Origin of the sequence: Streptomyces varsoviensis, from assembly GCF_000718635.1 — a bacterium.
In the GTDB taxonomy this organism is placed as follows: domain Bacteria; phylum Actinomycetota; class Actinomycetes; order Streptomycetales; family Streptomycetaceae; genus Streptomyces; species Streptomyces varsoviensis.
This window is the reverse complement of the sequence record NZ_JOBF01000006.1, coordinates 170357-184366: the sequence shown is the minus strand read 5'-3', so window position 1 is coordinate 184366 and position 14010 is coordinate 170357. Positions and strand designations below refer to the sequence as shown.

Genomic DNA, 14010 nt, shown 5'->3' with positions numbered 1-14010 from the left:
GCCTCCGCTCGTACGCCTGGCCGTACCTACGGCCGTACGGGCTGACCTGGCCGTACGCCCGGCCGCCCGGTCGTCGCCGCCGGCCGAACCGGAGGGGGCCGGTCCGCGATGCCTGGTCAGGCGGGGGCTCCGGGCCCTGGCCGATACGGGCCGCTGCCGCCGGACCCGTCTCGTCAGCCGTGTGCCGGTCCGGGCGGCAGACAGGACGCTTGTCGGGTTACCGTTCGAGTGGCGTTGCGGGCTTTTTCCGTTTGACACGGGGGCGGGATGTACCGTCACACTCCGCAGCGTCACCGCAGCGCCTACACCGAGTGTCGACCGGAGAGAAGAGCGAAGTTGTCCCCGACCAGCGAGACCGCACACGGCGGCCGCCGACTCGTCATCGTCGAGTCGCCTGCCAAGGCGAAGACGATCAAGGGTTACCTCGGCCCCGGCTATGTCGTCGAGGCGAGCGTCGGGCACATCCGCGACCTGCCGAACGGGGCCGCCGAGGTCCCGGCCAAGTACAAGGGCGAGTCATGGGCGCGCCTCGGTGTGAACGTGGACGCCGAGTTCCAGCCCATCTATGTCGTGAACCACGACAAAAAGGACCAGGTCAAGAAGCTCAAGGAGCTGCTGGCCGAGTCCGACGAACTCTTCCTCGCCACCGATGAGGACCGGGAGGGCGAGGCCATCGCCTGGCACCTCCAGGAGGTGCTCAAGCCCAAGGTTCCCGTCCGCCGGATGGTCTTCCACGAGATCACCAAGGACGCGATCCGCGACGCCGTCGCCCACCCGCGCGAGCTCAACAAGAAGCTCGTCGACGCCCAGGAGACCCGCCGCATCCTCGACCGCCTCTACGGCTACGAGGTCTCCCCGGTCCTGTGGAAGAAGGTCATGCCGCGGCTCTCCGCGGGCCGCGTCCAGTCGGTCGCCACGAGACTCGTCGTCGAGCGGGAGCGCGAGCGCATCGCCTTCCGCTCCGCCGAGTACTGGGACCTGACCGGTACGTTCGCCACCGGCCGGCCCGGCGACGCGAGCGACCCGAGCACCCTGGCCGCCCGCCTCGCCACCGTCGACGGCCGGCGCGTCGCCCAGGGCCGCGACTTCGGGTCGACCGGCGCGCTCAAGGACGGCTCGCAGGTCCTGCACCTCGACGAGGCGAACGCCCGCGCGCTGGCCGCGGCCCTCGCGGACACCTCGTTCACGGTGCGGTCCGTCGAGTCGAAGCCGTACCGCCGCTCGCCGTACGCGCCGTTCCGCACGACGACCCTCCAGCAGGAGGCGTCGCGCAAGCTCGGCTTCGGCGCGAAGTCCACCATGCAGGTGGCCCAGAAGCTGTACGAGAACGGCTTCATCACCTATATGCGTACGGACTCCACCACCCTCTCCGACACAGCCGTGCAGGCCGCGCGGGCCCAGGTCACGCAGTTGTACGGCTCCTCTTACCTGCCGGACAAGCCGCGCACGTACGCCGGGAAGGTCAAGAACGCCCAGGAGGCGCACGAGGCGATCCGCCCTTCGGGTGATCGTTTCCGCACCCCGGCCGAGACGGGCCTGACCGGTGATCAGTTCAAGCTGTACGAACTGATCTGGAAGCGGACCGTGGCCTCCCAGATGAAGGACGCGGTCGGTGACTCCGTCACCGTGCGGATCGGCGGCACCAGCTCCGACGGCCGGGACGCCGAGTTCAGCGCCTCCGGCAAGACGATCACCTTCCACGGCTTCATGAAGGCCTACGTCGAAGGCGCCGACGACCCCAACGCCGAACTCGACGACCGCGAGCGCCGGCTGCCGCAGGTCGCCGAGGGCGACGCGCTGAGCGCCGAGGAGATCACGGCCGACGGCCACGCCACCAAGCCCCCGGCCCGCTACACCGAGGCGTCGCTCGTCAAGGAGCTGGAGGAGCGGGAGATCGGCCGCCCCTCCACGTACGCCTCGATCATCGGGACCATCCTCGACCGCGGCTACGTCTTCAAGAAGGGCACGGCGCTCGTCCCGTCCTTCCTGAGCTTCGCCGTGGTCAACCTGCTGGAGAAGCACTTCGGCCGGCTCGTCGACTACGACTTCACCGCCTCCATGGAGGACGACCTCGACCGCATCGCGCGCGGCGAGGCGCAGGCCGTGCCGTGGCTCAAGCGCTTCTACTTCGGCGAGGGCGAGGGCGAGGACACCGGCCGGGGCGGCGCGGCCGACGCGGGCAACGGCGACGGCGACCACCTCGGCGGCCTCAAGGAACTCGTCAGCGACCTCGGGGCGATCGACGCCCGGGGGATCTCCTCCTTCCCGGTCGGCGACGGCATCATGCTGCGCGTCGGGCGGTACGGCCCGTACGTGGAGCGCGGTGAGAAGGACGCCGAGGGCCACCAGCGGGCGGATGTCCCCGAGGACCTGGCGCCCGACGAGCTGAGCGTCGAGTACGCGGAGGAGCTGCTGGCGAAGCCGAGCGGCGACTTCGAGCTGGGCACGGACCCGGAGACGGGGCGTCAGATCATCGCCAAGGACGGCCGGTACGGTCCGTATGTGACCGAGGTGCTGCCCGAGGGCACGCCGAAGACCGGCAAGAACGCGGTCAAGCCGCGCACCGCCTCGCTCTTCAAGTCCATGTCACTCGACACGGTGACCCTGGACGACGCGCTCAAGCTGATGTCGCTGCCGCGCGTCGTCGGCAAGGACGCCGAGGGCGTGGAGGTCACCGCGCAGAACGGCCGCTACGGCCCGTACCTGAAGAAGGGCACGGACTCGCGGTCCCTGGAGCGCGAGGAGCAGATCTTCACCATCACCATCGAAGAGGCGCTCGCGATCTACGCGCAGCCCAAGCAGCGCGGGCGGGCCGCCGCCAAGCCGCCGCTCAAGGAGCTGGGCACCGACCCGGTCAGCGAGAAGCCGGTGGTGGTCAAGGACGGCCGCTTCGGCGCGTACGTGACGGACGGCGAGACGAACGCGACGCTGCGCCGCGACGACGACGTCGAGACGATCACGCCCGAGCGCGGGTACGAGCTGCTGGCGGAGAAGCGCGCCAAGGGCCCGGCCAAGAAGACCGCGAAGAAGGCCGCCAAGAAGACGGCGAAGAAGGCCCCGGCCAAGAAGGCGACGACCGCGAAGAAGGCGGCTCCGGCGAAGAAGGCGGCCTCTCCGGCGAAGAAGACGGCCGCCAAGAAGACGACGGCCGCGAAGACGGCGGCGAGCGCGAAGAAGGCCCCCGCGAAGAAGGCGACCGCCACGAAGGCCGCCGCGTCGAAGGCCACGGTCAAGGCGGCGGCTGCGGAGGAGTGAGGTCCGCTTCGCCGGGTGTGCCGCGTGGGGCGGGTGTGTCGCCGCGGGGGGCGAGTGGGCCGCTGTGGGCGGGTGGCCGCCGCTTGGGGCGGTGTGTCGCCGCGCGAGGCGGGTGTGCCGCCGCTTGGGGCGGGTGTCACCGCCGAGGCGGGGGCTGAGCTGGGCGGGTGGGGCGTGAGGCGGGTGGGGGTCTTGAGGCGGGGATAAGCGGGTGGTTTCGGCCTCATGCTCGTCAAACTGGCCGGTTCACCTATCTCGGTCATTTGTTCGGGTGAGCCGTGTAGATCCGCGTCCTGCGGATAGGCTGGCAGGATGACGCGTGCCGAGCAGCCAACGGTCGTGACCCCCACATCCGGCGCCCTAGCAGCGGACTCCCGCGAGCGGGCCGTGCGGGCACTGCTGCGCATCCCCCCGCTGAAGCGGTTGTGGAGCGCCCAGTTCGTCGGCGGTGTCGGGGACTCACTCGCCCTTCTCGTCCTTGTTCTTCTGTCGCTCCAGGCGGCCGTCACCAACGGTTCCTTCGGAGGCGGCTATCGGGGCGCGGCGTTCGCGGTCGCCGCCGTCTTCGGCGCGCGGCTGCTCGCGACGCTGCTCTTCGGCGCGGTCCTGCTCGGACCGCTCTCCGCGCTGATCTCCCCGAGCGGCCCGCTCGATCGCCGCTGGACCATGATCGGCGCCGACGGCGTCCGGCTCGCCCTGCTGATCGTCGCGCCCCTGTGGGCCGATCTGACCCCGAACAGCGCGTTCGCGTGGCTGCTGGTCACGGCCTTCCTCGCCGGAGTCGCCGAGCGCTTCTGGACCGTCGCCAAGGACGGCGCGGCCCCCGCGCTGCTGCCGGCCCCGCCCCCCGAGGGCGCGGCGGTACGCCCGCTGCCGGACCACTACGACGCGCTGCGGCGGCTGTCGCTCCGTACGACCTTCGTCTCGCTGCCCGTCGCCGCGGTGGCGCTCGCCGTCGTCTCGCTCATCGGGAAGCTGATTGGTACGGGCGTCGACTGGTTCGACACCCATCAGGCGGCCATCAGCTCGTACGTGGCCGCGGGGCTCTTCGCGGCCTCCGTATCGATCCTCTACCTCCTGCACCTCCCCGGCGCGCAGACCCCCCGCGCGCGCTCCCCGCTGGAGGGGATGCGCCGCCCCAAGACGCCCGAGGGCCCCGACCGGGGGCGTACGGGCGCGATCCCGGTGCTGGTGCTGGCGTGCGCGGCCATCGCGGGCGCGGTCGCCGCGGCCGTCGCCGTCGCCGCGCTCCAGGCCATCGACCTCGGCGGCGGCCCTGTCGCGTACGGGCTGCTCATCCTCGCGCTCTCCGGCGGCCCCGTCATCGGCATCCGGGGCGCGACGAAGATCCTGCCGGGCTTCTCCCGCCGCCGGCTGCTGGCGCTCGCCGTCGCGCTGACCGGCCTCGCCATGCTCGTCGCGGGCCTGGTGCCCGACACGACGACGGTCCTGCTGCTGATCCTGCTGGCGGGCATCGCGTCCGGCGTCGCCGCCGCCACCGGCCACGCCCTCCTCGACCAGGAGACCGAGGAGGCGCGGCGGGCCCGTACGACCGAGCACCTGCAGGCCGTGGTCCGGGTGGCCATGGCGCTCAGCGCCGTCATCGCCCCCGTGCTGGCCGCCGCCATCGGCCCGCACCGGCTCATCAGCGGCAACTTCGTCTTCGCGCACGGCGGCGCCGCGTTCACGCTGATGCTCGTGGGCGCGCTGCTGCTGCCCGTGGCCGCGCTGGTGCTCGGCAAGACCGACGACCGGCACGGCGTACGGTTCCGGCGCGACCTGCTCGACGTGCTGCGCGGCGGCGACCCGGTGCAGGCCCCGTCCGGCACCGGTTTCTTCCTCGCCCTCGAAGGCGGCGACGGCGCGGGCAAGTCCACGCAGGTCGAGGCGCTCGCCGAGTGGATCCGCGGCAAGGGCCACGAGGTGGTCGTCACGCGCGAGCCGGGCGCGACCGCGATGGGCAAGCGGCTGCGTTCGATCCTCCTCGACGTCTCCTCCGCCGGCATCTCGGACCGGGCCGAAGCGCTCCTGTACGCGGCCGACCGCGCCGAACACGTCGACAGCCTCGTCCGGCCCGCCCTGGAGCGCGGCGCCGTCGTCATCACCGACCGCTACATCGACTCCTCCGTCGCCTACCAGGGCGCCGGGCGCGACCTGTCCCCGACGGAGATCGCCCGCATCTCCCGCTGGGCCACCGACGGGCTCGTGCCGCACCTGACCGTGCTGCTGGACGTGTCGCCGGAGACGGCGCGCGAGCGGTTCACGGAGGCGCCGGACCGGCTGGAGTCCGAGCCGCCCGAGTTCCACCAGCGGGTACGGGCCGGATTCCTCACCCTGGCCGCCGCCGACCCCACGCGGTACCTCGTCGTGGACGCCGGGCAGGAACCGGAGGCCGTCACCACGGTCGTACGGCACCGGCTCGACCACCTCCTCCCGCTCTCCGAGTCCGAGCTCAAGGCCCAGGAAGAGGCCAGGAAGGCCGCGGAGGAGGAGGCCCGGCGCAAGGCGGAGGAAGAGGCGGCCCGCAAGGCAGAGGAAGAACGGCTGGAGCGCGAGCGCCAGGAGCAGCTCGCCAAGCTCCGTGCCGAGGAGGAAGAGCGCAAGCGCCGCGAACTCGAAGAGGCCCGCCGCCTCGAAGCCGAGCGCAAGGCCGAGGAGGCCCGGAAGGCCGAGGAAGAGGCCGCCCGCAAGGCCGAGGAGGAGCGCAAGCGCCGCGAGGCGGAGGAGCGCGCCCGCGCCGCCGAGCAGGAGCGGCTGCGCAAACAGCACGAGGAAGAGGCGCGGCTGCGCGCCGAGGCGGAGGCGCGGCGGCTGGAGAAGCAGCGCCGGGCCGAGGAAGCGCTGCTCCGGGCGGAGCAGGCCCGGGTGGCTGCCGCGGAGGCGGCGGCTCGGAAGGTGCCGGAGGCTTCGGCGGGGTCGGGTGCTTCGGAGGGGGCCGCTTCGGGGACGGATGCTCCGACTGTTGAGACGCCGGCTGTGCGGGTGACGTGGGGCTCGGATTCCGGGTCGGGGGCGGGCGCGGGGCCTGGGCCGGATTCGGGCTCGCGAGCGGATTCCGGCTCGGGTCCGGGTTCGGGTTCGGCTTCGCGCTCTGGCTCTGGCTCGGAGGCTGACGCGGGCTCGGATTCCGAGAAGACGCAGACGGTGGAAACGCCGCGGATGGACCCGCGCGTGGACCCACGGGTGGACCCGCGGGCGGGTTCGCGTACGGGGTCCCGTACGGACGCGGGCGCTGGTGGCCGTACGGACTCGGGCTCCCGTGACGACGCGCGGTCGATGGACGAGACGGCGGTGCTGCCGCCCGTACGCCCGGAGGAAGGCGGGGCTTCGGGCTCCTCCGGTGCTTCTGGCGGTACCTCTGGTGCGCGTACTTCCGACGCTGCGTCGGATTCGGAGGAGACGGCGGTTCTGCCGCAGATGCCGCAGATGCCGCAGATGCCGCAGGTGCCGCAGGGGGCGATGGACGAGACGGCGGTGCTCCCGCCGATCCGCGCGGAGCGGCCGGCGGACCCTGCCGACCGGGTGCCGCCGTGGCTCTTCCGGCCGGAGGAGGACAAGACGCGGCCCGCTGCCCCGTCGTCGGAGTCGGAGAACGAGCGGACGCGTGAGCTTCCGCAGGTGGACCCGGCCAGGCTGGCCCAGCAGCACCCGCAGCCGCAGCAGAGGCAGCAGGGCTGGGGCTGGCAGGGGCAGCCGCAGGGGCAGGGGGACCGGTCGTCGCAGGAGGAGCATGCCGGTGGCCGGAAGCGGCGGCGGCCGGAGTGGGCGGAGGAGACCCCGCTCGACGACCTGCCCACCCTCGCGGACGAACTCCTGGGCAGGCAGGACGAGGACCGGCGCAGGGGCCAGTGAGCTGAGAGGTGCCGTTGAGTCGGTCTTGTACGGCTGAGTCGGTGGTGCGCTGGTAGGCCGGTGATGGGTGTAAGGGGCGGAGCCCATGGAGCTTCGCCCCTTACGTATGCCCCGCTGCCCGTTCCGCTCCGCTGCCCGTTCCGCTCCGCTGGTCGCCCCGCCCCGCTGCCCGTTCCGCGCCGCTCCGCCCCGCTGCTCATCCCGCCCCGCCGCCCCCTCGCCGCTCACGTCGTCGCGGACGGGATTGTCGGACCCATGACCCACAATGGGGAGCCGCAGGGCAAACAGCGCGGAGGACAGCATGGCGGTGTGGGACGACCTGGTCGGCCAGGACCAAGTGACGGCGCAGCTCGTCGATGCCTCCCGCGACGCGGACCGGTTCGTCACCGCCGCGGCCGAGGGTTCCGCGGAGGAGATCACGGCGTCCAAGATGACCCATGCGTGGCTCTTCACCGGCCCGCCGGGCTCCGGGCGCTCCACCGCGGCCCGCGCCTTCGCGGCGTCGCTGCAGTGTGTGAGCCCTGACCGGAAGCTGGGCGGGGCGCCGGGCTGCGGGTTCTGCGACGGCTGCCACACCACGACCGTGGGCACGCACGCCGATGTCGAGATCGTCCGTACGGACCTCCTGTCCATCGGCGTCAAGGAGACCCGTGACCTGGTGCGCCGTGCCCAGTTGTCGCCCGCCGGCGGACGCTGGCAGGTCATCGTCCTGGAGGACGCGGACCGGCTGACCGAGGGCGCCGGCAACGTACTCCTGAAGGCCATCGAGGAGCCCGCGCCCCGCACCGTATGGCTGCTGTGCGCGCCCTCCCTGGAGGACGTGCTGCCCACCATCCGCTCCCGCTGCCGCCTCCTCACCCTCCGTACGCCGCCGGTCGACGCGGTGGCGGACGTCCTGGTGCGGCGCGATGGCATCGAGCCCGAGCTGGCGGCGCAGTCGGCCCGTGCCACCCAGGGCCACATCGGCCGCGCCCGTCGCCTGGCCACGGACGAGCGGGCCCGCGCCCGCCGCGCGGCCGTGCTGAAACTGCCGATGCGGGTGGACGACGTCGGCGGCTGCCTCAAGGCCGCGCAGGAGCTGCTGGACGCGGCGGGGGAGGACGCCAAGCAGGTGGCCGAGGAGGTCGACGCGAAGGAGACGGAAGAGCTGCGCGCGGCCCTCGGCGCGGCGGCGGGTACCGGCGGCCGCCTCCCGCGTGGCACGGCGGGCGCGATGAAGGAGCTGCAGGACCGCCAGAAGCGCCGGTCGACCCGTACCCAGCGCGACAGCCTCGATCTCGCGCTGATCGACCTCATGAGCTTCTACCGCGATGTGCTGGCGCTGCAGCTCGGTTCGCGGGTGGCCTTGGCCAATGCGGACGTACGGGCCGCGGTCGAGCGCATAGCGTCGGGCACGAAGCCGGAGCAGACGCTGCGCCGTATCGAGTCGGTGATCGCGTGCCGCCAGGCCCTGGACCGCAACGTGGCGCCGCTCCTGGCGGTGGAGTCCATGACGATGGCGTTGCGAGCCGGCTGAAGATTCCTGCCGTCCCTGCCGTCCCTGCCGTTCCTGCCATTCCTGCGAGCCTCCGAGCCTCACTCGAACGAGGCGTAAACGCCGCAGGAGTAGAGGGGCACCGCACTTATCCCGATACGCTCCGAATGCGTTTGGTCACCATTCGCGTTCGAATCGATCATGGCTAGGGCAAGGGATCAGCCGATGACCAGCAGCCGCCTGCTCCGCACCTCCGGTACCGCCGCGGTGGTCGCCGCCGCCCTCCTGATCTCCGGCTGCGCGGCGGGCAGCTCCGCGTTCCAGCACAGCAAGGACGTCGGCTACGCGCGGGACGAGGCCGCGCCGCCCCAGTCGCTCCAGCCGCTGCCGGCGAGCCCGCCGGCCGCCCTGAAGCCGTATTACGGGCAGCGGCTGACCTGGCACGCGTGCCGGGCGCGCGGGTTCGAGTGCGCCACGATGAAGGTTCCGCTCGACTACGCCCGCCCGGACGCCGGCGAGGACGTGAAGCTCGCTGTGGCTCGTAAGAAGGCGACAGGCTCGGGGGCGGGGGACGCAGGGACCGCGGGAGCCACAGGGGGCGCAAGGGCCGCAGGGACCGCGGGAGCCACAGGGGCCGCAGGGGATTCGACGAAGCGGATCGGGTCGCTGCTGGTCAACCCGGGCGGCCCCGGCGGCTCGGCCATCGGCTACCTCCAGCAGTACGCGGGCATCGGCTACCCGGCGGCCGTCCGGGCCCGCTACGACATGGTCGCGGTGGACCCGCGCGGAGTGGCGGCCAGCGAACCCGTCACTTGCCTGTCCAACCGGCAGATGGACGAATTCACGGCGACCGACCAGACCCCGGACGACGAGGCGGAGGTCGGGCGCCTGGTGGCGGCGTACAAGAAGTTCGGCCGCGGCTGCGCGTCCCGCTCCGGCCGCATCCTGGGCCACGTCTCCACCATCGAGGCCGCCCGCGACATGGACGTACTGCGGGCCGTACTCGGCGACGGGAAGCTCAACTACGTCGGCGCGTCGTACGGCACGCTCCTCGGCGCCACCTACGCCGGCCTGTACCCGAGCCGCGTCGGCCGCGTGGTCCTCGACGGGGCGATGGACCCCTCGCTGGACGCCAAGCGCATGAACCGCGAGCAGACCGCGGGCTTCGAGACCGCCTTCACCTCCTTCGCCAAGGACTGCGTGGGCCGCAAGGACTGCCCCCTGGGCACCAAGAACCCGGCGGACGCGGGCCGCCGCCTCAAAGCGCTCTTCAACCGCATCGACCAGCACCCCCTGCGCACCCCCGGCCCCCGCCGCCTCACCGAGAGCCTGGCGACGACGGGCGTGATCGCCGTCATGTACGACCAGAGCGGCTGGCCCCAGCTCCGTACGGCCCTGAAATCCGCGCGCAAGGGCGACGGCAGTGCCCTGCTGGCCCTCTCGGACCGCTACTACGAACGGAACAGCAAGGGCGGCTACCAGAACCTCATGTACGCCAACCCCGCCGTCAACTGCCTGGACCTCCCCGCCGCCTTCCACGGCCCGGCCGACGTCCGCGAGGCGGTCCCCGCCTTCGAGAAGGCATCCCCCGTCTTCGGCCGGGGCCTGGCCTGGTCCGCCCTGAACTGCGCCTACTGGCCCCGCCCCGCCACCGGCCGCCCCCACCGCATCGAGGCCAAGGGCGCCGCCCCCATCGTCGTGGTCGGCACCACCCGCGACCCCGCCACCCCCTACCGCTGGGCCCGTGGCCTCGCCGCCCAGCTCACCTCCGGCCGCCTCCTCACCTACAACGGCGACGGCCACACCGCCTACGGCCGCGGCAGCGCCTGCATCGACACCGCCATCAACACCTACCTCCTCAAAGCCACACCCCCCACCCCCCACAAAACCTGCACCTGACCCCGCCCCGGCCCCCGTACAGAGCACCCCTCGGACCTGTGTAGACTTAGAAACGCCGCAAACGCCCTCCGGCGACGCGGCGCGCCGCCTTAGCTCAGTTGGCCAGAGCAACGCACTCGTAATGCGTAGGTCTCGGGTTCGAATCCCGAAGGCGGCTCCATTGAACCCCAGGTCATATAGCCCGTGACCTGGGGTTTTTTGTTGCTCGGGGCATGACGGGTCTCACGGCCGGGTTGCCGTGACTTTGCCTGCGTGAGCGATGCGTGAGCGGAGCCGCCCGGGAACCTACTTCTGGGACTTGCCGTGCTTGGGCTTCTTGGCGCCCTTGCCTGGGGCGTTCGCCTTGGTCTTCGGCTTGTCGCCTTTCGCCTTGCCGGCGTTCTTGGCCGCAGCCTTCTTGGCCTTATCCTTCTTCGCGGCCTTGCGTGCCGCCTTCTCGGCCTCGGCCTTGCGCTGAAGGGGGACCAGCTTCGCGGTCGCCTCGGCGGCGCTCCTGCCGACCTGGGGCAGGACGCTCTGGTAGATGTCCCGAGTGATCCGGGTATCACTGTGACCGAGGGTGTCCGACACGATCTTGATGTCGATGTCCGCGGCGAGCATCAGGGTGGCGGCGCCGTGGCGGAGGTCGTGCAGACGGATCGGCGGAAGTCCGTGCACCCGAACAACCGTCCACGGCGGTGAGGGCGCGGGCTCAGCCATCAAGCCCGGTCCGCGCACTTTTCCCTGAGAGGCTTGCTGTCAGGTGCGGGCTGGGCGACGCGGCCGGGGCTGTCCAGGAACTGCACACCCCCGACCACCGCGGTCTTCGCGGTCGCGCTCACGCGGCCGTTGGCTTGGTTTTCGTGCGGGCCTGTTGCAGCAGCTCCAGTAGCCAGCTCATCACACCCGCAGAATCCTGGGTGCGGTCGATTTCGCTGAGGACGATCTCCCAAATTTCCCGAACGCCCGCCACATCTTCCTTGTAGTAGGCGTCCCGGACGCCCTCGCGGATCGAGTCCTCGGTGAAGGTCGCGTAAATACCGAGGAACTGGCGCGTCACGAGCCCGCTGGTCTGCCGCGGGTCGTAGACGACGTGGTGGCCGTCGTTGTCGAGCCGGTGAGTGAAATACTCATCCGGGCCGAGCGGGGCCTGCTCGATGTGGAGGTGCTGGCTGCCGAGCCCGTTGGGCAGCCGTCCGAAGTGGTCGCACATGCGGTTACGGAAGGCGTCGAAGCCAGCACGTGTGGCCAACGTCGTCATACCGTCACCTCCGTCGACTCGCTGAGGACGTTACGCATCGCCGCTTCGACGGCGGCCCTCGGGGATCCGCAGACGATGATGCGGACGATCACGTCGTCGGCGAACTTCTCCACGGCAGGAGAGCACGAGCCGATTTCCCGCATCTTGGTACGGAACGCTTCCACCTCGGCGATGGCGCGTTCGGTGACGGACGTGTCCTTCATGCTGCCACCCCCGGAAGGTTGACGTACTCGGTGCGGAGGTTGACGAGCTGGGCGTGGGCCTCGCGCAGGGAATCGACCCGCTTCTGCAGGCAGCCGATGATCACCTGCAGTGTGTCCGGTTTGAGGTACTCGATGTAGTGGTCATCGAAGACCTCAATGGCCACGAAGGGCAGCCTCTCCGCTGGCCGGCCCGAGAAGGGGTGGGACTGGATCTGCCAGCTGAGGAAGCGGAAGTCCTCCGGGCCTCGCGTGGTGCACAGCGGGCCGTAGAGGGGCAGTTCGTCGGCTGTGCCGGGTATATCGCAGTAGATGTCGTGTGGGTGCGTGGGCGTGTCGCTGTCTGCCTTGTGGTCGACCATGCAGCCGGGCATGCAGGTCACGGTCACTTTTTCGCCCGTGACGGTGCTGGTGAAGGTGAATGTCCGCTGGACAGGGGACCCTCCCACGGCGGGCTCGCTGTCGGACGGGGCTGCGGGGACGGGCTGGAGCCGGGCAGCCTGGCCAGCACTCCCGAGGGGCTGGCTGGTGTGGCCCTCGTGGCCGTCGCCACTGGTGGCCGTTGGCGTGTCTTTCATGCTTTGTCTCCTCCGTTACGGGAGTCGGGCTATGGCCCCACCTCCGGTGTCGAACCCGTCGGCCGGGACCCTTGCTTTGGTGATACGCGCCCTGCCGAACGGTGGTCGAGGGAGCTGTCCCGTTCGAGGGGACCAGGCCGGACTAGGTCCTCTTCGCGTAATTGGTGCGTAGAATGCGCCCTTTCACCTGGCGGGGTGACTCACTGGGTACCTCCTCGGCCAGGGCCTTGCAGGAGCGACCGGGGTCGCTTACGTCTCAGGCGAGACGTAAGCCTCCATGTGGTCATCGAGTCGTCGAGGGAAGTCGCGGTCAAGGGCGGCCAGAATCTCGACGGCTGAGGTGATGTACCGGTACGAGTTCGTGGACCCGATGCCGAACCCGGCCGTGAGCTGGGAAAACGGGTGGCCGTTACGGAGATGGAGAACGAGCGTCTGCGCTCGAAGGACGCCAACTGATAGCGAACCCACTTCAGAAGGAGCGGGCTCCTATCGCAGCCCGGTTGGGAGTATCCGAGGGCAGGGATTCGGACTTGGGTCCTGGAAGCTGTGCCTCACTCGCTTGCGAGCAGCTCATAAGCTTCCCCGGCACAACCCCATGACAGCGTGACGCCAGCGCCTCCGTGCCCATAGTTGTGCACGACCAAGGTGCCGTCCTCCTGTCGGTCAGCGCCCACCCGGACCGTAGCCCGGGTGGGCCGGGCACCGATCCGATGCTCCAGAACGCGGGCTGTGGCGAGACGGGGTTCGACCTCGGCGCAGCGGGCCAGGATGCTGGCCGCCGCCGTGTCGTCGGAGGCTAGGCCACCCTCACCGTCGATGGCCGTGCCGCCCAGGACGACGGTGTCGCCGTGTGGGTAGAAGCACAGCAGGTCCGGTGAGAGGCCGGTGTCCTCGGAAAAGAACTCGGTCAACCCTGGGTTGGTGACGACGAGGTGCTGGCCGCGGATGGGCCGCAGGTCAGGGTCAGGGAGTAGATCCTTGGCACCGAGGCCCGTGCAGTTGACGATCACGGTGGCCGGGCCGGCGTCCGAGAGTGACGCCAGGCGTCGCCGCTCGACTGTTCCACCAGCGGCACCAAGCCGATGCAGAAGGTAGTTGAGGTAGGTGGGCATGTCGATCAGCGGCACGGTGAACCGGTAGCCGGCCGAGAAACTGGCCGGTAGTTCAGCCGGCCCGCACGGCCGGAAGCCGGGTAGGGCGGTTGCCCAGGCCGGTGGCGCCTCGGCTGTGCGGGATGCCTCGATGCCGCTGGTGAGCCGGACGCCCGTGGCCGGAACCTCGGCCAGCCTCCGGAAGATCTCCAGCGACCGTTGTCCCCACTGGTCGACCTTGTCTTTCGGTTCGACCAAGTACGGACCCCACATCGCTCCAGCCGCCAGCGACGTGACGCCCGGCACGTCCTCGGCGATGACACGCACCGAAACGCCGGCCTCGGCGAGAACGACGGCGGTGGTGAGCCCTGCCACCCCAGCCCCGACAACGACAACACGCTCCCCTGCGGCCATGATCCTG

At 71.0% G+C, this 14010-nt stretch carries 8 protein-coding genes, 1 tRNA gene and 2 pseudogenes; 5 read left to right on the top strand and 6 right to left on the bottom strand.

Going from position 1 to position 14010, the window contains the following annotated elements; genetic code table 11:
* Window positions 1-336 precede the first annotated feature (336 nt).
* The 5 genes from topA to IF55_RS12045 all read left to right on the top strand — a co-directional run bounded on the left by topA (window position 337) and on the right by IF55_RS12045 (window position 10640).
* Entirely contained in the window at window positions 337-3255 is a 2919-nt protein-coding gene (gene topA, locus IF55_RS12065; protein WP_030880763.1) for a type I DNA topoisomerase, read from the top strand.
* A 312-nt stretch (window positions 3256-3567) separates the two neighbouring features.
* The gene (tmk, locus tag IF55_RS12060) at window positions 3568-7107 is read left to right on the top strand and encodes a dTMP kinase (RefSeq protein ID WP_030880761.1); all 3540 of its coding nucleotides are present in this window, start codon (window positions 3568-3570) and stop codon (window positions 7105-7107) included.
* A 301-nt stretch (window positions 7108-7408) separates the two neighbouring features.
* Entirely contained in the window at window positions 7409-8623 is a 1215-nt protein-coding gene (locus IF55_RS12055; protein WP_030880759.1) for a DNA polymerase III subunit delta', read from the top strand.
* Between the two features lie 183 nt (window positions 8624-8806).
* The gene (locus tag IF55_RS12050; RefSeq protein ID WP_030880756.1) at window positions 8807-10480 is read left to right on the top strand and encodes an alpha/beta hydrolase; all 1674 of its coding nucleotides are present in this window, start codon (window positions 8807-8809) and stop codon (window positions 10478-10480) included.
* An 83-nt stretch (window positions 10481-10563) separates the two neighbouring features.
* Window positions 10564-10640, top strand: a tRNA-Thr gene (locus IF55_RS12045).
* Between the two features lie 125 nt (window positions 10641-10765).
* Here the strand turns inward: IF55_RS12045 and IF55_RS12040 are convergent.
* The 6 genes and pseudogenes from IF55_RS12040 to IF55_RS12015 form a co-directional block, all read right to left on the bottom strand.
* Window positions 10766-11146: pseudogene (locus tag IF55_RS12040) on the bottom strand (tyrosine-type recombinase/integrase); the annotation flags it as partial.
* Between the two features lie 151 nt (window positions 11147-11297).
* Window positions 11298-11720, bottom strand: a complete 423-nt coding sequence (locus IF55_RS12035) for a hypothetical protein (protein WP_030880751.1) — start codon at window positions 11718-11720, stop codon at window positions 11298-11300.
* Window positions 11717-11923, bottom strand: a complete 207-nt coding sequence (locus IF55_RS12030) for a hypothetical protein (RefSeq protein ID WP_030880748.1) — start codon at window positions 11921-11923, stop codon at window positions 11717-11719. Before IF55_RS12030 ends, IF55_RS12035 begins: the two co-directional genes overlap by 4 nt.
* Window positions 11920-12498, bottom strand: a complete 579-nt coding sequence (locus IF55_RS12025) for a DUF6907 domain-containing protein (RefSeq protein ID WP_030880745.1) — start codon at window positions 12496-12498, stop codon at window positions 11920-11922. Before IF55_RS12025 ends, IF55_RS12030 begins: the two co-directional genes overlap by 4 nt.
* 312 nt (window positions 12499-12810) lie before the next feature.
* Window positions 12811-12921: pseudogene (locus IF55_RS38460) on the bottom strand (transposase family protein); the annotation flags it as partial.
* Between the two features lie 128 nt (window positions 12922-13049).
* Entirely contained in the window at window positions 13050-14003 is a 954-nt protein-coding gene (locus tag IF55_RS12015) for an FAD-dependent oxidoreductase (RefSeq protein ID WP_030880740.1), read from the bottom strand.
* Window positions 14004-14010: the final 7 nt, after the last annotated feature.

Excerpts from the sequence above, each read along its gene's own strand:
- tmk (WP_030880761.1), top strand. The coding sequence starts at position 3,568 with ATGACGCGTGCCGAGCAGCCAACGGTCGTGACCCCCACATCCGGCGCC.
- IF55_RS12055 (WP_030880759.1), top strand. The coding sequence starts at position 7,409 with ATGGCGGTGTGGGACGACCTGGTCGGCCAGGACCAAGTGACGGCGCAG.
- IF55_RS12050 (WP_030880756.1), top strand. The coding sequence starts at position 8,807 with ATGACCAGCAGCCGCCTGCTCCGCACCTCCGGTACCGCCGCGGTGGTC.
- IF55_RS12035 (WP_030880751.1), bottom strand. The coding sequence starts at position 11,720 with ATGACGACGTTGGCCACACGTGCTGGCTTCGACGCCTTCCGTAACCGC.
- IF55_RS12030 (WP_030880748.1), bottom strand. The coding sequence starts at position 11,923 with ATGAAGGACACGTCCGTCACCGAACGCGCCATCGCCGAGGTGGAAGCG.
- IF55_RS12025 (WP_030880745.1), bottom strand. The coding sequence starts at position 12,498 with ATGAAAGACACGCCAACGGCCACCAGTGGCGACGGCCACGAGGGCCAC.
- IF55_RS12015 (WP_030880740.1), bottom strand. The coding sequence starts at position 14,003 with ATGGCCGCAGGGGAGCGTGTTGTCGTTGTCGGGGCTGGGGTGGCAGGG.